This is a genomic window from Mesorhizobium sp. M2A.F.Ca.ET.046.03.2.1, from assembly GCF_003952425.1.
In the GTDB taxonomy this organism is placed as follows: Bacteria; Pseudomonadota; Alphaproteobacteria; order Rhizobiales; family Rhizobiaceae; genus Mesorhizobium.
On record NZ_CP034449.1, the window covers coordinates 4897184 to 4916142 of the forward strand.

Below are 18959 nucleotides of genomic sequence, written 5' to 3' on the forward strand. Positions count from 1 at the left end.
GTCGCAACAGGGGTAAGCGCGGCTAGGCATCCGTGCCGGGCGATCAATGTTCCGGCGCGGCCTTGAACGCCTTGGTCATTGCCGCCGCGGTTTCCCCGGCGCCCCTGCGACGGCGCAGCGCGTTGTCCCGGATATCGTCCTTGGAGAGGAAGTTGACCTGGTCGATCAGCACGTCGTGCACCAGCTCGACGCCAATGCGGGTGTTGATGGTATCGCGGATCGACTTGCGGAAGGCGTCGAGATCGATCGATTCCTTCTTCGTGAAATCGATCTGCGGATTGGAATAGAGATAGGAATAGACTTGGTCGGTCATCAACGCCTGCGCCGGCACCGACAGCTTCTTCATCTGCTCCGGCTCGATCGTGTAGACGAGCTTGGTGAGGAAATAGCCGTCGATCGTGCCATCGCGCAGCAGCGGCACCGAGATCATGTCGGTCTTGACGTAGTCGAGGCCGCCCAGCATCGGCTTCGGCGGTTCGGCCGCGCCGCGTTGGCTGGCCGCCTGGAAGGAATAGAAGACCGCGCCCAGCGTCACGGCGCAAATCCACAGCGCGGCGGCGACAAACTTTATCACCGGGTCTTTCCTTGCGCCCAGATCATCTCCATCAGGCTCGGGCCATGCCGAACTCGGCGGCCGAATAGGTGCCGTCCGTATCGGCGCGCTGGATGGCGTTCCTCAGAAGCGTGGCGACCTCGTTGACGGCGTTGAGATGGGCAAGGATCGCCGCTTCGTTCTTGGCCAGCTTCTGGCGCAGCCGCAAAAGGCCCTCGCGATGCTGCTCGAGGAACTCGATCTCGTTGGCGCCCTTGAGCGCCCGGTTGAGCTCGTAAAGATACCGGCTCTTGCGCGCGTTCGAGGCCTTGAGGTCATAGGCCGTTCCACTGCGGATGCCGGCTGTCTCCTCGTCCACGACTTCCTCGATGCGGCCGATGATGGCGGCGAGGTTGCCGGGTCGTGCGGCGGCAGGCGCGTCCGATGCATTGGCGCGAGCGGGAAGGTTGTAAAGGTCCGTCTGGTCGGCCATGTAGGTCCCTAGATATTGATGTCCATTTTTATGGTTGTGTCGTCGCCGGTCATCGACCGTGCGGCCTTGCGCTCAAGCTCCTCGACCATCGAGGTCGAAAGCCTGGTTTGCTGGTCTATCTCGGTTTTCTGCGGTCCGCCGGCAACGGGGCCGACCGGCACCTTGCGCTTGCCATCCAGATAATGGTCGGCAAGCATGGATCGGGCGATGCCGATGCCCCCATGCGCGGCCATGACATCGGCTACCTTCTCGGCGAGCTGCGACTTCCACATGTCGCCGGCAAGGCCCTTGCCGTAAACGCCCTCCGCGTCCTTGGGCATCATGTTCTGGATGAAGGTCGTCAGCACCATCGCCTCGAAGCGCTGGAACTTCTTCGCGGGATTGGCGGCTTCCACCTTGTCGGCAGTGGCGCGCGAGAGCACGGAGCCGGCATCGACCGTGGCGGACGGATCGACAGAGAACGGTGCCGAAGTGCCATTCGCCCTTCTTGCGAGCGCCGCGCGCGCGGCTTCGACATCGGCCGGCTCCGCTGCGCGGGCAACGTCCATGACGATGTCGCTGGGTGGGGAAATGGCCAAGAAAGTCCGCCCTTTGCCGGTTTTGTTATCCGCAACATGACTGAACAAGCTTGTGGCAGGCTTGCGGGAAAAAGTGCGACGCATGCCGATGTTGGATCGGTTGTCTGCTCGCGCTTCGAGTGGCATTCCCCACGCGATGTTCTGCTGATGTCGCTGGGGCCGCAAGCCGACGGTCTGTTTACAAGACGAGTTCGAGGTTTTGATCGGTAGCTCGGCGCATCTCGTCCAAAATAGTCGCCTAGCTCTGTGTGGTCGTGCCGAAGATGACGGCGGCTATTCTCGGCTCAGACTCAATTTGAGAATCGAAACACCCTACCCATTTCGTTAGGCATCATGAAAATCTCCTCCGCCTGGGAGAAGCCGGCGTCCGTGCCCATGCCGAGCCATGTGCCGACCGTCTCCGGGAAATCGGCAAGTCGCATGTGCCTTTCCATCGAAGCGAATTCCTCATCTGAAACTGCCGACCATTCGTCGCGCAGCAAAGAAAATCGTGCCAGCCAGGATAAGCGCTCCTCTCCTTCGAACAGCGCCGGCTCCCAAATTATAAACATGCCCTTCCCGCCCAGAGAGCGGTGGGCGTCGTGCATCAGCTGTGCCTTGCCCGTGGCAGGCAGGTGATGCAGCGACATCCCAATCCAGATTACATCGACAGGCTCAGACCACTTCGCCATGGCCTGGGCGAAATCATTGCACTGCAACTCGACCGGACATGGCATACCGTCGAGCTCTCGTGCCGCCAGTCGCAGAGATGCCTCAGACAAGTCGATGCCGACGTAATTTCCATCGCCATCGTCTTCAGCATTGCGGCGGAGGCGCTGGCATCTCCACAGGCAATGTCGAGAAACCGGAATGACGCCGGCGCATGCTCGACAAGCAGATCGCGAAGGACGCCGTAGACCTCCCGATGGAACATGAGATTCGCGCCAACGATCTTGCGATAGGTTTGCAGTTCCTTGTTGAACATGTCCTGGGAGCCGACAGCGTCGTCGCCTGCCCTGACTAACGTTGTTTCGTTCGAGGAACCTGCCATGACGTCCTCCAAATAGATTCGGCTATGAGCGTGATCAGAGATTGGAATTCTGGCGCTGCGTCCCCAGTGCATGCAGATGCAGCGCCCGAAAAACCGCCGTGTGGCCTGGCGTGGCGACACCCAACTCAATTCCCAGTTGATGCATGCGCCCGGAAAGCCACGCGACCTCGATGGGTCTCCCACGTTCGAGGTCATTTGCCATCGAGGATTTCACATGCGGAGGAAACGCGGACCACCTGGTCTCGACGCGGCCCGGGAACCCGTCGGCCATTGGGTGGCCGGCCGCTGCGGCTACCGCCATCCCCTCATCCCTCAACTGTTCAATGAAGATGCGTGCTTCCGGATCGGCCAGGATCGGGCCGATGCCAGAGCGCATCAGCGATGTTCCTCCCGAGAAGGCGCAAAGCGTTACAAACTTCTCCCAAAGCACTTCGTCGATGTCTGCGACTGGTTTGAGCTCAAGCCCGATGGCGCGATCACACAGCCCCTTCAGTTGCTCGATGACAGGATCATGTTGGCCGCCGACCAGGATATGAGGCAGCCCGCCGGAATGAACGACCTCGCCCGGCTTGCTGATGAAGCCGGAAAGATAGGTGGCGCCGCCTATCACGCGGTCACGCTGCAGATGACGACCAAGGATTTCGACGCTGTCGATGCCGTTTTGCAGCGTAACGACGCGCGTGTTGACCCCCACGAGGGGTGCGATAGATGCAGCCGCCCCCTCGCTGTCGTAGAGCTTGACAGCGAAAATCACCAGATCCACAGGCGCGATATCAACCGCCGCTCCGCTCGCGGATACAGGCGCATGAACAAAGCTGCCGAGGTCGCTCTGGATACTCAGACCAGTCTGGAGCATTGCCGCAAGGTGCGCTCCGCGAGCAATGAAGCTCACGTCGCCCCCTGCCTGGGCTAGCCTGGCGCCGATATATCCGCCAATGCCGCCCGCTCCCATCATTGCGATCCGCATGCCGTCCCCTCGACGTCAGCTGTCGCCATCAACCCGCCAAGCGTTGCGGACCAATTGGTGAGCCGAACGAATATTAGCAGCTTCTTCAGTGACGAACCAGTTCACAGGTCATTATTCCAGGCCTGCGCGTCGTAGGCCTTCGATATATCTGGCACGGTCCTGTGACCGTATCAGTGGGTGGTATTTTTCGACCCAATCGATGCTGAGATTCGGCTGTAGCCGTTTGCATTCGACGAGTCCTTGACGTGCGATTTCCAGATCACCGGCCAGTCCTGCGGCTGCTGTGAGTGTGCGCCAAGCGGTTCCAAAGTTTGGTCTCATCAGTACAGCCCGACGTTCAGCTCTTACCGCTTCGGCGTAACGGCCGGCGACCAGATGGCAAAGACCCTCCACCGAAAGATTCGCTGCTTGGGTTTGATCAAGGGGACTCAGTCGTCGTGCGATTTCGAGCTGGCGGAGGCCATCTTCAGCAAGCCCCGCATAGCCGTAGGCTACCCCCAAGATTATGTGGACGAATGCAAAGTTCGGGTTACGCTGCAGTGCCTCGTTCAGTTCCTCCACCGCCGGCCCAAATCGTCTCGAAAACGCTGATATGTAACCTGCCGCGAAATGGGCCCATGCGTCGTCGGGATCGAGGTCTATCGCACCCTGGGCAAGCGCGAGGGCACTTGATATGCCTTGCTCAAACTCCAAATTGCCGGAAATTACACGGGTGGCGAAGGCCCACGCGAGCAGGCTGCGGGCGCGAGCGTAGTGGGGATCAAGCTCAATAGCTCGCTTCAGGAGGTTGATGCCAGTGTCCTCGTCTTGAATAACCCATGTCCAGATATAAGGCATTGCTCGTACGACGCAGCCCCACGCATCGAGACTCTCAGGCGCCTTACTTTGAAGGCGAAGGCGTTCAGCTGCGTAAATCTGCGGCTCTATCGCTGCGACAACGCTGTGAGTGATCTCATCCTGCACTGCGAAAATATCAGAGGCGGGGCGGTCGTAGCGCTCTGCCCAGATGTGATTGCCGCTGGCCGCGTCAATAAGCTGGCCAGTTACCCGCAGTCGCTCACCCGCCTTGCGAACGCTGCCTTCCAGTACATAGCGAACACCAAGCTCGCGCGTGACCTGACGGATATCTGGCGCCTTGCCTTTGTACGCGAAGGACGAATTGCGCGCGATAACGAAGAAGCCCCGCAGCTTGGATAAGGCGGTAATGATGTCCTCCGCGATCCCGTCGCCGAAGTATTCCTGTTCGGGGTCGCCGCTCATGTTCTGGAAGGGCAGGACGGCGATCGACGGCTTGTCGGGCGGCGCCAGTCTTCCGCCGGACAGATCGGGCACTGTCGACACGCTTGCGATGTGACGGTCGAAGGCCACGCGATAGACTCGCACCGGCCGTGCAATGTTTTTGAGTTCTTTGTCGCCGAGATCCTCGAATTCTTCCTTCAGCTTGTCGCGCACCTGCTCATATGCCGCACCTGACAGGTAAATCTCACTTGGTTCCGCAATGCTTTCCAGGCGAGCAGCAATGTTAACACCGTCGCCCATTAGGTCACCGTCGCTCTCCTCGACTATGTCGCCGATATGGATGCCGATCCGGAACTCGATACGTCGATCAGGCGGCACTCCGGCATTTCGTTCAAGCATGGCATTCTGCACTTCGATAGCGCATCGGACGGCATCGACCACGCTACGGAACTCGACAAGGGCTCCGTCACCGGTGCGTTTCACCACGCGTCCGATGTGTACCGCGATGGTAGGATCAACCAGATCGCTGCGGAGCGCCCGCAGGCGCGCGAGAGTCCGATCTTCGTCCACGCCAGCCAGTCGGCTGTATCCCACGACATCGGCGGCCAGGATTGCCGCAAGCTTGCGGGTCTCGCTCATTTGCCCCTCCTTCCCTATCCGACATAGCACAGACTCAGGAGGGCCGCTGCATTTAGATCCGTTCCGCCTGGGGCCGCTTCGGGTCTGAACTGCGACACAAACGGCGATGTGTCCTTCCAGGAGGGCAAGGCCGGGCTGCCTGAGTGACAAGTATGCCGATCGTCTATACGTAACGGCGGCTCTCTGGCTAAACGCGACCTCTAGCGAGGTCGCCGGTTATTGGCGCCGGCACTGCACGCTCGCATTGGAGGTAGGACTAGACTACGCTCGCCAGTCGGAGCGATCTATGGGAGAGCCGGGACACAAGCATGGAGCGACGCCTTGCCGCAATCCTTGCAGCCGACGTCGTCGGCTACAGCCGTCTCATGGGAGCCGACGAGGCTGGCACGCTTGCGCATCTGAAGAGGCTTCGCGCCGAAGTTATCGAGCCCAAGATCAAAGAGTCGCGCGGACGCATCGTCGGTTCGGCTGGTGACAGCCTTCTTGTCGAATTCGCCAGCGCGGTCCACGCGGTGCAGTGTGCGGTCGAAGCCCAGGAGGGATTGGCCGCTCACAATGCAAGTTTGCCCGAAGACAAGCGCATGGCTTTCCGCATGGGTGTGAATTTGGGCGACGTGATCGCGCAGGACGATACGATCTACGGTGATGGCGTGAACATCGCCGCGCGGCTCGAGAAGCTTGCAGAACCGGGCGGCATCTGCGTCGCGCGCAACGTCTACGAGCAGGTCAAAGGCAAACTAGACTACAGCTACACCGATCTCGGTAGCCATCAGGTCCACAACATCGTGGAAGCGGTGCGCGCCTATCGGGTCAGTCGAGCGAAACCCACTTCGGTATTCTCCACAAAGGATATGCTAGCGCTTCCCGAAAAACCGTCCATCGCGGTCTTGCCATTCGACAACATGAGTGGCGACCCCGAGCAGGGCTACTTCGCTGATGGCATGGTCGAGGAGATCATCACCGCGCTTTCCCGCACGCGCTGGCTGTTCGTCATCGCGCGCAACTCGAGCTTTACCTACAAGGGCCGGGCCGTGGACATCAAGCAGGTCGGACGCGAGCTTGGTGTGCGCTACGTGCTTGAAGGGAGCGTCCGCAAGGCGGCGAGCAGGGTTCGCATCACCGGTCAGCTTATCGACGCGACAACGGGAGCACATCTATGGGCCGACCGTTTCGACGGCGGGCTGGAGGATGTTTTTGATCTGCAGGAGGAAGTGACCCGGAGCGTCGTCGGAGCGATCGCTCCGAAGCTGGAACAGGCAGAGATCGAGCGGGCCAAGCGCAAGCCGACCGAACACCTTGACGCTTACGACTACTATCTGCGCGGGATAGCAAGCCTCCACCAGTTGACCAGGGAATCCACCGCGAACGCTCTTCAGTTGTTTTACAGAGCCATCGAACTCGACCCTGAATTTGCCTCCGCATACGGCATGGCCGCGTGGTGTGCCGTCATACGCAAGGCGAACGGTTGGATGACGGATCGCAAGCTGGAAACCGCCGAAACCGAGCGCCTAGCTTTGAAGGCCATGGATTTGGGCAGGGATGACGCGATCGCTCTTTCCCGCGGCGGGATCGCGCTCGCCTACGTCGTGGGCGACAACAATAGCGGGGCAGCGTTCATTGACCGCGCGCTTGCGCTCAATCCGAACCTGGCTACTGCGTGGCTATTCAGCGGCTGGGTCAGAGCCGACCTCGGCGATACGGAAACCTCACTTCGGCACCTCGCGACGGCGATGCGCATGAGCCCAGTCGACCCGCTGATGTTCGACATGCAGAATGCGGTTGCAGTGGCTCATCTCTTCGCTGGTCGATTTGAGGAGGCATCAACTTGGGCTGAAAGATCGTTGCGGGAAAAACCGGACTTTTTGCCCTCGTTGCGCTTTGCGGCTGCAAGCTATGCTCACGCCGGCCGAACAGAGGAGGCGCAAAAGGTCGTGAGCCGAATTCTCGGGCTCGATCCCGGCCAGCGAATTTCCAATCTGGCTGATGTCATGCCGACCTGCCGTCCGGCCGATTTGGCTCTGCTTGTAGAAGGCTTGCGAAAGGCGGGCCTGCCGGAATAGCGCTGTCGGGCTGGCGCATGACAGCGAGTGGGGAACGCACCGGGATCGCGAAAGACAGCCCCGTGGGTTGCGTTGGCCCGGCACAAGTCGCCGCAGGACGCCGTACAAAGCGATCCGCGTCATGTGAGGGGTGAGAGGTCCTGATCCCAACTCGTCGCCTGTGCCGGCGATTGGGGCGCCACCTGCTCGAAATCGAGCCAGTCGGCGATCCTTAGGACGTAGGCAACGGCTGCTTCGCAAGACAACGGCTGATCGTCCGTTTTCGTCGCTACCACCACCTCCTAGTCGCTCGGCAACGTCCACTTTGAGGAAGCTGCGAAGCCGACCTCTATGGCCGAGATAGGCGCAAAGCGGTTGTGGTATCGCCCGTAAATCACCTTCGGGTTGTTACCGAGCTACTCCTCGGCCCGCTTCTGCGTGATGAGATCGAGCCGCTCGCGGTCGGAGCGTTCGCGTTCGTCGCGGCGGCGCACATCCTTGTAGGCGCGCTCGACCATGTTGGTGCGCGCCGTCGCGGTGGCGATCAGCGCGGCTTCGTGCTTGGCATCTTCCAGGTTCTGTTTCTGGCGGCCGAGCGCGTCGGTAATGCGCTTGTGGTAGAGCGCGGGAAAGAGGCCGGCGAGCGATTTGTCGGTGTCGAAATGCTCGATCAGTTCCTTGACCTCCGCTTCCGCCTTGACGGCGGCGGCGAGGAAGCCGGCATGGCGGGTCTCGTGCAGCGCCTTCAATTGCTCCTGCACCTTGACCAATTTCTTCAGACGATCCTTGCGCGTGGTCATGGCTATCTCGCCAGCGTGAGGTCGACGAAGCCGTCGACGAAGAGTGACAGCAGCGTGCCGACGGCGAAATAGAAGATGATCATACCGCCGGCGATGACGAAGGGCAGGGAGATGAAATAGACCGGGATCTGCGGCGTCAGCTTGTTGACGAAGCCGATCGTCAGATTGACCAGGATGGCATAGGCGACGAAGGGGCTGCCGAGCCGGATGACCAGGAAGAAGGCGTCCGACACGGTGTCGGTGACGTCGACCAGCGCCGCCTGCGGATTGAAGAACACGTTGACCGGCGCGACCTGGTAGGAGGCGACCAGCGCCTTGACGATCTCGTGGTCGAAGTCAAAGACAAAGAGCAGAAGCAGGGCCGAGAACGAGATGATGGCGGCAAGGGCTGCCTGCGGCTCCGGCTCCTCGATCGCCGGCCCGCCCGAGCCGCCATAGCCGATCAGCGTGGCGATGGCCGAGCCCATGAAACGCAGCGCTTCCATATGAAGCCTGGTCATGGCGCCGATCAGCCCGCCGACCAGCAACTCGGAGACGATCATCGGCGCGAGCACCTGCGGGCGCGGATCGACGAACGGGTAGATGCGGTCCCACAGGAAGGCGAGCAGGCCGCCGGTCGCGGCAACCGAGACGAACAGTCTGATCTGCAGCGGCACGCGCGCGCTGGACAGGCCGGGCATCAGCATGAAGCAGGCGCCGATGCGGCAGAAGGCGAGGAACGCGGCGATGACGACGCCTTGCGAGAGCGCGTTCACGAGATCGTTCCGAGCACCTTGATCTCGACGCCCTTGGCGATCTCGACATGGCTGAGAACGGGAAGCGTGGTGAACAGCCGCTCGATGATCATGCGCACATAGGGCCGCGCGTCGGGCGCGGTGACCAGCACGAAGCGCTCGCCGGCCTCGAGATGCTTGCGGATCGCCTTGGTCGCGTCCTGGCCGAACTCCTCGAGCTGGCGCGGATCGATGTCGAACTCGCGTACCTCGCCCTTGGCGTCACGCTTGAGGCTTTGATGGAAGGCGAGGTCCCAGCGGTTGCCGAGGCGCAGCACCTTGAGCGTGCCGCCTTCGGAGAGGTCGCCGCAGATCTGCTGCGCCATGCGGATGCGCACATGCTCGACGATCTGCTCGGTGCGGCGCACATGCGGCGCGATCTCGGCGATCGCCTCGATGATCAGGTGCAGGTTGCGGATCGAGACGCGCTCGGCGAGCAGCAGCTTCAGCACCGCCTGCAGGCCGGGGTAGGAGATGTGCGAGGTGCAGATCTCGTCGGCGAGCTTGCGGTATTCGGGGTCGAGCCGCTCCAGCAGCGCCTTCATGTCCTTGTAGGAGAGAAGCTGGGGCAGGTTGTTGCGGATCACCTCGGAGAGATGCGTGAGCAGCACCGACATGTTGTCGGCGAAGGTGAAGTTCTCGCGCTTCAGATCCTCGGCGAAGGTTTCGAGCACCGAATAGGCGCGCATGCCGAAGGCCGGCTCGCGGATTTCCTCGCCGGGGATGTCCGGCACGCCGCGCGTGCCAAGCAGCACCATGATCTCGCCGACGCGCATCTGGTATTCGGCGACCACCGTGCCATGCACCTTGATCTGGTAGCTCTTCGGCGGAATGGCGAAGTCGTCGGCGACGCGCACTTCCGGCACGACGAAGCCATATTGCTGGGCGAATTTCTTGCGCATCTTCGACATGCGGAAGACCAGTTCCTGGTGCGCCACCATCAGCCGGGTCGACAGCTGCTTGCCGATCAGCAGCTCGATCTCGGCGGTGACCAGCGAAGCCTTCACCGAGTTCTTCTCCTCCTCGACCTTGTTCGCCTTCTCCTGCGTCTTCAAGGCTTCGGCGGCGGCAAGCGCGCGGTTGTGGCGCAGCGGGATGATATAGCCGAGGCCGGCCATGCCGCCGGCGAGCGCGAAGAAGGGGAACAGCGGCAGGCCGGGCATCAGGCCAAGGATGACCAGCAGCGAGGCCGCGACATAGAGCGCGCGCGGATGCGCGCCGAGCTGGCCGAACACCGCCTGGTTGGCCGAGCCGCGCGTGCCGCCCTTGGAGACGAGCATGCCGGCGGCGAGCGAGACGATGAGCGCCGGGATCTGGGTGACGAGGCCGTCGCCGACCGACAGCTTGATGAAGACATCGGCGGCCTGGCCGAGGCCCATGCCGTGGCGCAGATAGCCAATGGCGATGCCGCCGACGATGTTGATGGCGGTGATGATCAGGCCGGCGATGGCGTCGCCGCGCACGAATTTCGAGGCACCGTCCATCGAGCCGAAGAAGGAGGATTCTTCCTCCAGCTCGCGGCGGCGCAGCTGCGCCGTCTTCTCGTCGATCATGCCGGCGGAGAGATCGGCGTCGATCGACATCTGCTTGCCGGGGATGGCGTCGAGGGTGAAGCGCGCACCGACTTCGGCGATACGGGTGGCGCCCTTGGTGATGACGATGAAGTTCACCACGATCAGGATCATGAAGACGATGAGGCCGATGACGAAATCGCTCGACATCACCAGCTTGGAGAAGCCCGAGATGACATAGCCGGCGGCATGCGTGCCCTCATTGCCGTGCGACAGGATCATGCGGGTGGTGGCAATGTTGAGCGACAGGCGCAGCATCGTGGCGATCAGCAGCACGGTCGGGAAGGACGAGAAGTCGAGCGGCCGCTGGATCCACAGCGCCACCATCAGGATCAGCACCGAGAGCGCGATCGAGAAGGCGAGCCCGATATCGATGAGGAAGGCGGGGATCGGCAGGAACAACACGGCCAGGATGACGACGATGCCCAGCGCGAAGAACACATCGCGGCCGTTCTTCGCCACCACGCCGGACGGTAGTGTTTCGCTGATTGCCATGTCGTCCCCAAATCAAGACCCGCCACGCACAGGTCAGGCCCTTGACCGTAATCCTCCAAGCTTGCGCGAAGGTGGGAGAGCGGCTACGCCGCCTCGATCCCGTCGGCGGAAGGAAAATCGCATGCTGCTGATCATCGGCACGGTTCGGCTGCCACCAGACAGGCTTGAGCAGGCAAGGCCAGCAATGCGACGCATGATCCTGGCAAGCCGCGCCGAGCCGGGCTGCCTTCACTATTCCTACGCGCAGGATGTGCTGGACGCCGGGCTCATCCATGTTTCGGAAGCCTGGAGCGATCGCGCCGCGCTCGAAGCGCATTTCAAATCGGCGCATATCGCCGAGTGGCGCGCGAGCTGGGCTGAGCTCGGCATCGGCGATCGCAAGCTTACGCTTTTCGAGACGGATGGCGGCGCGCCGACCTGAAAGCGGGCGGCTTTCAGGCTGGAGGTGGGTAGGAACCCTGCCCGCCCGCTTACCTACAGCCAGGGCCAGACCTGGTTCGAGGCGCCCGGCGCGTGGTTCACGCACCGTCAAATTGGCGCCACAAGCGGTCGGCATTGCGGTTGCCACGGCATAGTTACCGCGCGTATCACCCATGGCAGCTGTTTTCTTTCCGCATACCGGCGAGCCGTTCACTTGCCTGCCAGAAACGATCCACGAGTCTACGCCCGCCGGCTTCGCGCGGTGCTGATCAGCTCGATCCCCGTGCTCGAGGCGCGCGGCATCGTCATCGTGCTGATGGCCGGCATGGTCGGCGCGATCGCGGGCGCGCTGGTCACCGGCATGAGCGCGCTGGTGCAAGGCATGCACTATTTGCTGTTCGACGTGCAGCCGGGCGGCCGGCTTTCGGCAATGTTCTCGCTCGCCGATCCGGTGCAGGCGATGTTCCCCGCCATCGGCGGCCTGCTGCTCGGGCTTTCGGTGATCTGGCTCAGGCGGTTCAAATTCCGTACCCCGGTCGACCCTATCGAAGCCAACGCGCTCTATGGCGGGCGCATGTCGCTCACCGACACGTTCATCATCGTGGCGCAGACGATGATTTCCTCCGGCTTCGGGGCTTCGGTCGGATTGGAAGCCGGCTACACGCAGATCGGTTCCGGCATCGCTTCCCGGCTTGCCCGCGCCTTCCGGCTGCGCCGCAACGACGTGCGCATCCTGGTCGGCTGTGGCGCCGCCGGTGCGATCGCCGCCGCTTTCGACGCACCGCTGACCGGTGCCTTCTACGGTTTCGAGCTGGTCATCGGCATCTACTCCGTCGCCAATGTGGCGCCGGTGATGGCGGCGGCGATCTGCGCCTCGCTGACGGCGGAAATGTTCGGCGGCGTGCCGTTTCCGCTGGAACTGTCGGGTTTGCCGAATTTGACCGCCAGCGAGTATGTGCCGTTCCTGTTGCTGGGCCTGCTTGGCGGCGCGGCTTCGATCGCCATCATGCATCTGGTCAGCATCGTCGAGCGCGTCTTCGTGCGGTTGTCGATCGACGCGTCGGTCAGGCCGTTCATCGGCGGCATCTTCGTCGGTCTGCTCGGGCTGGTCACGCCGCAGGTGCTTTCGAGCGGCCATGGCGCGTTGCACCGCGAGTTCGCCATGAATTACGCGCTTCCGGTCGTGGCGAGCGTCTTCGTGATGAAGCTGGCGGCTTCGGCCATCTCGCTCGGCTCGGGCTTCCGCGGCGGCCTGTTCTTCGCCTCGCTGTTCCTGGGCGCGCTGCTCGGCAAGGTCTTCGCGGGCGTCATGGCGATGACCGCGCCGTCGGTGGGCATCGACCCGGCGGTAGCCGCCGTCGTCGGCATGACCTCGCTGGCGGTCGGCGTCGTCGGCGGTCCGCTGACCATGACGTTCCTGGCGCTGGAATCGACCCGCGACCTGACGCTCACCGGCGTGGTGCTGGCGGCCTCGATCATGTCGGCGATCCTGGTGCGCGAGACCTTCGGCTACTCCTTCTCGACCTGGCGCTTCCATCTGCGCGGCGAGACGATCCGCAGCGCCCATGACGTCGGCTGGATGCGCAGCCTCACGGTCGGCTCCATGATGCGCAAGGACGTCCGCACCATTCCCGCCTCGACCACGCTCTCGGAATTCCGCAAGGAGGTCCCGCTCGGCTCGGCGCAGCGCGTCATCGCCGTCGAGCATGCCGACCAGTATGTCGGCATGCTGCTGGTGCCGGAACTGCACAGCGACCGCTCCGACGGCGAGACGCCGGTGAGCGCGCTGGCCCAGTTCAAGGACGCGGTGCTGGTGCCCTCGATGAATGTCCAGACCGCGGCCGAGACCTTCCAACGCACCGGCGCCGAAGAGCTGGCGGTGGTCGAGGATTTCGACGAGCGCATCGTTCTCGGCCTGCTCACCGAAAGCCATCTGATGCGCCGCTACGCCGAGGAACTCGACAAGGCGCGGCGCGACCTGTCGGGCGAAGGTTGACCCGAACGACAGCCCGGCCAATAAGAGGCCATTTGGAAAATCCACTCCGCCGGCCATCTGATGGCGTTTTCTGCGCTTCCGGTGCTCACGGACCTGAATGTCCGCTCCGCTCCGGTTCTCGAAACCACCACCATATGACTCGCCGGAGCGAATTTCGAAACGGTCTCTAAGACGTCACTCCTGGAAGCCATCATGCAAGTCAAGCGCAACGGCGACATCTCGTTCTGGTACGCGGATCTGGGCGCCATCCCCGCGCCGCGTCCGCCTTTGCCAGGCGACATCGAGGCGGATGTCGCGATCGTCGGCGCGGGCTATACCGGGCTTTGGACGGCCTACTATCTGAAGAAGGCGAAGCCATCGCTGCGCATCGTGCTCGTCGAACGGGAGTTCGCCGGCTTCGGCGCCTCGGGGCGCAATGGCGGCTGGCTGTCGGGCGGTTTCGGCTGGTCGCGCGAGAAATATCTGAAGACCTCGACACGCCCGGGCGTCACCGCCATGCAGCAGGCGATGGCCGGCTGCGTCGACGAGGTCATCCGGGTGGCGACGGAAGAGGGCATCGATGCCGATATCCGCCGCGTCGACAATCTGACGGTCGCCACCAATCCGGCGCAGCTGGAGCGCGTGCGCGAGGAATGCGAGACGACCCGCTCCTGGGATGCCGATCCCGAACGGATCGAGCTGCTTGACGCCGAGGCGACACGGGCGCGCATCAACATCCGCAATGTCATGGGTGGCTTCGTCATCCGCGGCCAGGCGCGCGTGCAGCCGGCCAAGCTGGTGCGCGGGCTCGCGGCGGCGGTCGAGCGTCTCGGCGTTTCCATCTATGAGAAGACAACGGTCACCGCCATTGCCAAGGGCATCGTGGCCACGGACCGCGGCACGGTGCGGGCCGAAATCATCATCCGCGCCACCGAAGGGTTCACGGCCGGCATCCCAGGGGAAGAACGGACCTGGCTGGCGCTCAACAGCGCGCAGATCGTCACCGAGCCGCTGCCGGAAGAGCTCTGGCACAAGATCGGTTGGCAGGGGCACGAGCTGCTCGGCAATGCCGCGCATGCCTATTGCTATGCCCAGCGCACACGCGAAGGACGTATCACCATGGGCGGGCGCGGCGTGCCTTATCGCTACGGCTCGCGCACCGACATCAACGGCCAGACACAGCAGGTAACGATTGACCAGCTGCACACGATCTTGACCACGCTGTTGCCGCAGACCGCGGGGTGCCGCATCGATCACGCCTGGTGCGGCGTGCTCGGCGTGCCGCGTGACTGGTGCACGACGGTGGGGCTCGACCCGGCGACGCGCATCGGCTGGGCCGGCGGCTATGTCGGGCTCGGCGTGTCGAGCTCAAACCTCTCCGGGCGCACGCTGACCGATCTGGTGCTTGGCCAGGATACCGAACTCACGCGGCTGCCCTGGGTCAACCGCAAGGTGCGGCCCTGGGAGCCGGAGCCGTTCCGCTGGCTGGGCGTGCATTCGATGTATCAGCTCTACCGCATCGCCGACCAGCGCGAGGCGGCGGGGCTCGGCCACACGTCAAGGCTGGCCGCCCTCGCCGACAGCATCACAGGCCATTGATCGGCCAGAAGATCAGTGATCGATCGGCCCCTTAGGCGAGACAAGCGCTGTGCCAGCGGTGGTCGGGCGCTCGATCATGCGGCGTACGCGCGGCGGGTTCTCGCCGCTGTGCAGCGCGCGGATGCGTTCGCCGACCACAGCGTCGGCATGGGTGGCGCGGCGGTTGTGGCGGATGTACTCGACCCAGGTCGGCGTGTGGTAGTGCTCGATCCAGACCGACGGATCTTCGAGATCCCGCGCGAGCGTCCAGTTGCGGGCGCCGTCGCGGCGGCGGATGCGGCCGCGCTCTGCCATGGTCGTTAGGAATTCCGGCACGTCGTCCTCGCGGATGATGTACTCGATCATGACGGCGATCGGGCCGCTGCGCGGCTTGAGATCGAGCGACAGCGTCGGCTCCTTGAAGCGGTTGAGCGGATCGAGGTTGAGAACCGTCTGCTTCGGCAACGGCAGGACGAAGCCGATGGCACCGCCGGCAAGCATGGCGATCGCCGCCGCGATCAGCGCGGTCTCCGCCCCATGCGCGTCGGCGACGACGCCCCAGATCCAGCTGCCCAGCGCGATGCCGCCGAAGGTCGCCGTCTGGTAGATCGACAGCACGCGGCCGACCACCCAGCGCGGCGTCGACATCTGCACGGTGACGTTGAAATGCGAGAGCGCGATCACCCAGCAGGCGCCGCCGATGAGCAGGCCCGCTGATGTCTGCCAGCCATTGTGGCTGACCGCGGCGTTGAGGGCGCAGAGCGCGAAGCCGGCAAAGGCCATGCGCACCATCCCCTCGCTGGAAAGCAGCTGCCGCAATCGCACACTGATCAGCGCGCCGCCGACCGCGCCGATGCCGAAGGCGCCGAGCATGATGCCGTAGGTCAGCGCATCGCCCTTGAGGACGTCGCGCGCCACCAGCGGCAGCAGCGCCAGCACCGCGCCGGCGCTGAACCCGAAAGCCGAACCTCGGACCAGCACCTTGGCGATGTTGGGCGACATGGCGACATAGCGCAGGCCCGCTCCCATCGCCGCGCCCAGTGACTCGCGCGGCAGGGTCTGCTCGGGCAGCGCCGGCTTCCAGCGGGCGAGCACGACGATCAGGCCGATATAGCTGATGGCGTTGGCGGCGAAGGCGGCCGCGGCACCCGCGGCGGCGACGATGACGCCGCCGATGGCCGGGCCAACGCTTCGGGTGATGTTGAAGCCCAGCGAGTTGAGCGCGACCGCCGCCGGCACCTTGGCGCGCGGCACCATGTCGCCGACCGAAGCCTGCCATGACGGGCTGTTCAGCGCCGTGCCGCTGTCGATCAGGAAGGTGAAGGCCAGCAGCGTCCACGGCGTCATCCAGCCTTGCCAAGTGGACAAGGTCAGCAGCGCCGAGACGACCAGCATGAAGGCCTGTGCCACCAGCATCACTTTGCGGCGGTTGAAGCTGTCGGCGATGGCGCCGGCGACCAGCGCGAACAGCATGATCGGCAAGGTGGTCGAGGCCTGGACCAGCGCCACCTGGTAGGACGAGGTGGCGATCGTGGTCATCAGCCAGGCGGCGCCGACGCCCTGGATCAGGCCGCCGAAATTCGACACGAGGCTGGCCGCCCATACGGCTCGGAATATGCCGTGCCGGAACGGCGCCAGCGCGGAGACGCGTTCGCTTTCCGGCTCGTGGTCGATCATCGTTGGGCCTTCGTCCACTATTGAGGCACGCCACGCCGAAGAGGCCGGCGACTCGCCAAAGAGTGAGACCCAACAACAGGATGGCAAAGGCGAAAATGCGTCGGCGAAGCTTTAAACCAAGCATCTCGCTGGTCTGGACCAACCCCGGGCTATTTTTCGCCACTCGTCTCGGCGTGCAAGGCCTCGGTCAGGTCGCCTGTGGTGTCGCCGCGCATGTAGAGCCTGAGCAGCATTTCCATGCCGACGAGCCGCAGGCGTGACGTTTCCTGGCCCCTTGCCATGTCGATCAGGTCGTCCAACTCGGAGGACGACCATTTCATCGCGTCGCGCAGCAGACCGCCGCGCAGCAGCCCTTGCGTACCGGCCGAAAATGCATCGGCCATGTCGAAACCGATCTTTGCCGCACGAATGTTTTCATGCGGCAGATGGCGTTCGGCGACCTTCTTGAGCAGCCATTTGCCGGTGCCGTCGCGGTATTTTTGCCTGCGCGGCAGATGGAGGGCGAAGTCGATCAGCCGGTTCTCGATGAACGGCACCCTGAGCTCGACGGACGCCGCCATGCTCAGCCGGTCATGCCTGTGCAGCAGGTCCTGCAGATGCGAGTAGAGGTCGTAGAAGCAGCTTGCCAGGAAGGCGCGGTCGTCGAGCGGCGTGACCCCGTCCAGCCTGTCGAACAGCTTCATCTGCAGGAAATTCAGCTCGGGCGACAGGGCTCTGAGCGCCATGCTGCGCTCGGAGGGCGAGCCGCGGCCGATCGAGTTGCGGAACGGCGCGCGGCGTAGTTCGGCGAATTTGCGGTCGCGTCTGGCCTTCGAGCGGAACAGGCGCTGCAGCCAGGAGCGGCGCCAGAGCCGCATTGTCGATGCCTGCCATTTGTAGCCGCCGAAAAGCTCGTCGGAGCCCTCGCCGGTGAGCAGCACTTTGACGCCGTCGGCGCGGCACTGCTCGGCAAGCGCCAGCAGCGCCGCGTGGCTGGCATGCCAGCCGTCGGTCTCGAGATGCCAGACCGCACGCGGCCAGAGCTCAAGGAATCGGTTCCTGTCGAAAGGCACCCGGCGCAGGCCGACACCGACATGGCGGCCGGTTCGCTCGGCATCGGACGCCTCGCTGCGGCCGAGCTTCTGGTCGATGACATAGCCGTGCAGCTCCGGCCTGAAGCGCTTGGCGAGCGCGGTGATCAGGCCGGAATCGACGCCGCCGCTGCAGGCGGTGGCCAGGCTGGCATCGGCGATGCAATGCAGCTCGACACTCTCCTCCAGCAGCCTCTCGAGCGTCGCCATGTGCTCGGCGTCGGACACCTTGTCTTTGGCGATGCGCGCCGTCTCGATCACATCGAGGACATGCCAGAAGCGGCGCTTCTCGATGCCATCGCCGGTAATCTTCCAGAGACCGGCGGGCGGCAGCCGCTCTATGCCGTCGAAGACGCTGTAGCTGGAATCACGGCTCTGCCAGGCCAGCCGCAATGTCAGCTCGCGCGTGTCGATCCGGCGCGCAAAGTCATGGCAGGCGAGAATCGCCTTGTCCTCGGAGGCAAACAGCAAGCACTCGCCGGTGTCGGCGACCGACAATGGCTTGATGCCGAGCCTGTCGCGGGCAAGCCACAAGGCCCCGTCGCGGGCATCGAAATAGGCGAAGGAGAACATGCCGTCGAACAGCGGCACCGCTTTCTGCGGGCCCCAGTGATGCAGGGCCTGAAGCACCACTTCGGTGTCGGACACCGTGCGGAAGGTCAGGCCTTCCGCCTCCAGCGTCTTGCGTAGCGCGCGAAAATTATAGACCTCGCCATTGTAGCACAGCACGCCGTTGCCGGATGCGGTCAGCATCGGCTCGCGCGCGGCGGGTGAGGGGTCGATGATGGTCAGCCGGCGATGCCCGAGCGCCAAGCGGGCGTTGTTCCAGTTGCCGTGGTCGTCGGGACCGCGATGCGCCAATGCCCGCATCATGCGCGCGACATCGGAAAGATCGCCGCTCCCGATCGGATCGCGCTTTCGCCAGACGCCGGCTATTCCGCACATGGCCCGCCGGCCGTTCTTGCCTGATGCATCGCTTCTTGAATCGCCGTTTGCGACAAAGAGGCCGGCCGATGCCGGCACGGCTACAATCTAGCCGCAACAAACGTCGCCGCAAGCGATCTCGCGCCTTGCGAACAGGCC

16 protein-coding genes are annotated in these 18959 nt (G+C 63.6%); 4 read left to right on the forward strand and 12 right to left on the reverse strand.

The window, feature by feature from the left end; all coding sequences use genetic code 11:
- Nucleotides 1–43: 43 nt before the first annotated feature.
- From EJ072_RS23355 to EJ072_RS23380, 7 genes are all read right to left on the reverse strand, one after another.
- Nucleotides 44–574, reverse strand: a complete 531-nt coding sequence (locus EJ072_RS23355; RefSeq protein ID WP_126081497.1) for a hypothetical protein — start codon at nucleotides 572–574, stop codon at nucleotides 44–46.
- 31 nt (nucleotides 575–605) lie between these two features.
- A complete protein-coding gene (locus EJ072_RS23360; RefSeq protein ID WP_126081498.1) occupies nucleotides 606–1025 on the reverse strand; it encodes a hypothetical protein in 420 nt (139 codons plus the stop codon).
- 8 nt (nucleotides 1026–1033) lie between these two features.
- A complete protein-coding gene (locus tag EJ072_RS23365) occupies nucleotides 1034–1603 on the reverse strand; it encodes a rod-binding protein (protein WP_245466958.1) in 570 nt (189 codons plus the stop codon).
- Between the two features lie 290 nt (nucleotides 1604–1893).
- Complete coding sequence (locus tag EJ072_RS23370) at nucleotides 1894–2349, reverse strand: class I SAM-dependent methyltransferase (protein WP_245467378.1); 456 nt, start codon at nucleotides 2347–2349, stop codon at nucleotides 1894–1896.
- On the reverse strand, nucleotides 2244–2633 hold the full coding sequence (locus tag EJ072_RS36985) for a hypothetical protein (protein WP_245467398.1): 390 nt from the start codon (nucleotides 2631–2633) through the stop codon (nucleotides 2244–2246). Before EJ072_RS36985 ends, EJ072_RS23370 begins: the two co-directional genes overlap by 106 nt.
- 34 nt (nucleotides 2634–2667) lie before the next feature.
- Nucleotides 2668–3600, reverse strand: coding sequence for a 2-dehydropantoate 2-reductase (locus tag EJ072_RS23375; RefSeq protein ID WP_245466959.1), 933 nt, complete (start codon nucleotides 3598–3600; stop codon nucleotides 2668–2670).
- Between the two features lie 111 nt (nucleotides 3601–3711).
- On the reverse strand, nucleotides 3712–5478 hold the full coding sequence (locus tag EJ072_RS23380; protein ID WP_126081500.1) for an adenylate/guanylate cyclase domain-containing protein: 1767 nt from the start codon (nucleotides 5476–5478) through the stop codon (nucleotides 3712–3714).
- 308 nt (nucleotides 5479–5786) lie between these two features.
- On the opposite strand from EJ072_RS23380, the gene EJ072_RS23385 reads away from it, so the two are divergent.
- Entirely contained in the window at nucleotides 5787–7538 is a 1752-nt protein-coding gene (locus EJ072_RS23385) for an adenylate/guanylate cyclase domain-containing protein (RefSeq protein ID WP_126081501.1), read from the forward strand.
- 395 nt (nucleotides 7539–7933) lie between these two features.
- Here the strand turns inward: EJ072_RS23385 and EJ072_RS23390 are convergent, their stop codons facing one another.
- Genes EJ072_RS23390 through flhA form a run of 3 tightly spaced genes read right to left on the reverse strand, consistent with a single transcriptional unit; the run spans nucleotide 7934 to nucleotide 11156 of the window.
- A complete protein-coding gene (locus tag EJ072_RS23390; RefSeq protein ID WP_126081502.1) occupies nucleotides 7934–8317 on the reverse strand; it encodes a hypothetical protein in 384 nt (127 codons plus the stop codon).
- 2 nt (nucleotides 8318–8319) lie between these two features.
- On the reverse strand, nucleotides 8320–9072 hold the full coding sequence (gene fliR / locus EJ072_RS23395; protein WP_126081503.1) for a flagellar biosynthetic protein FliR: 753 nt from the start codon (nucleotides 9070–9072) through the stop codon (nucleotides 8320–8322).
- Nucleotides 9069–11156: a flagellar biosynthesis protein FlhA gene (gene flhA, locus EJ072_RS23400; protein ID WP_126081504.1), complete on the reverse strand. Its 2088-nt coding sequence runs from the start codon at nucleotides 11154–11156 to the stop codon at nucleotides 9069–9071. The genes fliR and flhA overlap by 4 nt, the downstream gene beginning before the upstream one ends.
- 121 nt (nucleotides 11157–11277) lie before the next feature.
- Between flhA and EJ072_RS23405 the strand changes: the two genes are divergently transcribed.
- From EJ072_RS23405 to EJ072_RS23415, 3 genes are all read left to right on the forward strand, one after another.
- Entirely contained in the window at nucleotides 11278–11577 is a 300-nt protein-coding gene (locus tag EJ072_RS23405) for a putative quinol monooxygenase (protein WP_126081505.1), read from the forward strand.
- Between the two features lie 213 nt (nucleotides 11578–11790).
- Nucleotides 11791–13572 (forward strand): chloride channel protein, encoded by a 1782-nt coding sequence (locus EJ072_RS23410; protein WP_126081506.1) that lies wholly within the window; start codon nucleotides 11791–11793, stop codon nucleotides 13570–13572.
- A 192-nt stretch (nucleotides 13573–13764) separates the two neighbouring features.
- Nucleotides 13765–15150, forward strand: a complete 1386-nt coding sequence (locus tag EJ072_RS23415) for an FAD-binding oxidoreductase (RefSeq protein WP_126081507.1) — start codon at nucleotides 13765–13767, stop codon at nucleotides 15148–15150.
- Nucleotides 15151–15162: 12 nt separating this feature from the next.
- On the opposite strand, the gene EJ072_RS23420 is transcribed toward EJ072_RS23415, so the two are convergent.
- The gene (locus EJ072_RS23420; protein ID WP_126081508.1) at nucleotides 15163–16806 is read right to left on the reverse strand and encodes an MFS transporter; all 1644 of its coding nucleotides are present in this window, start codon (nucleotides 16804–16806) and stop codon (nucleotides 15163–15165) included.
- 149 nt (nucleotides 16807–16955) lie between these two features.
- Complete coding sequence (asnB, locus tag EJ072_RS23425; RefSeq protein ID WP_126081509.1) at nucleotides 16956–18821, reverse strand: asparagine synthase (glutamine-hydrolyzing); 1866 nt, start codon at nucleotides 18819–18821, stop codon at nucleotides 16956–16958.
- Between the last annotated feature and the right edge of the window lie 138 nt (nucleotides 18822–18959).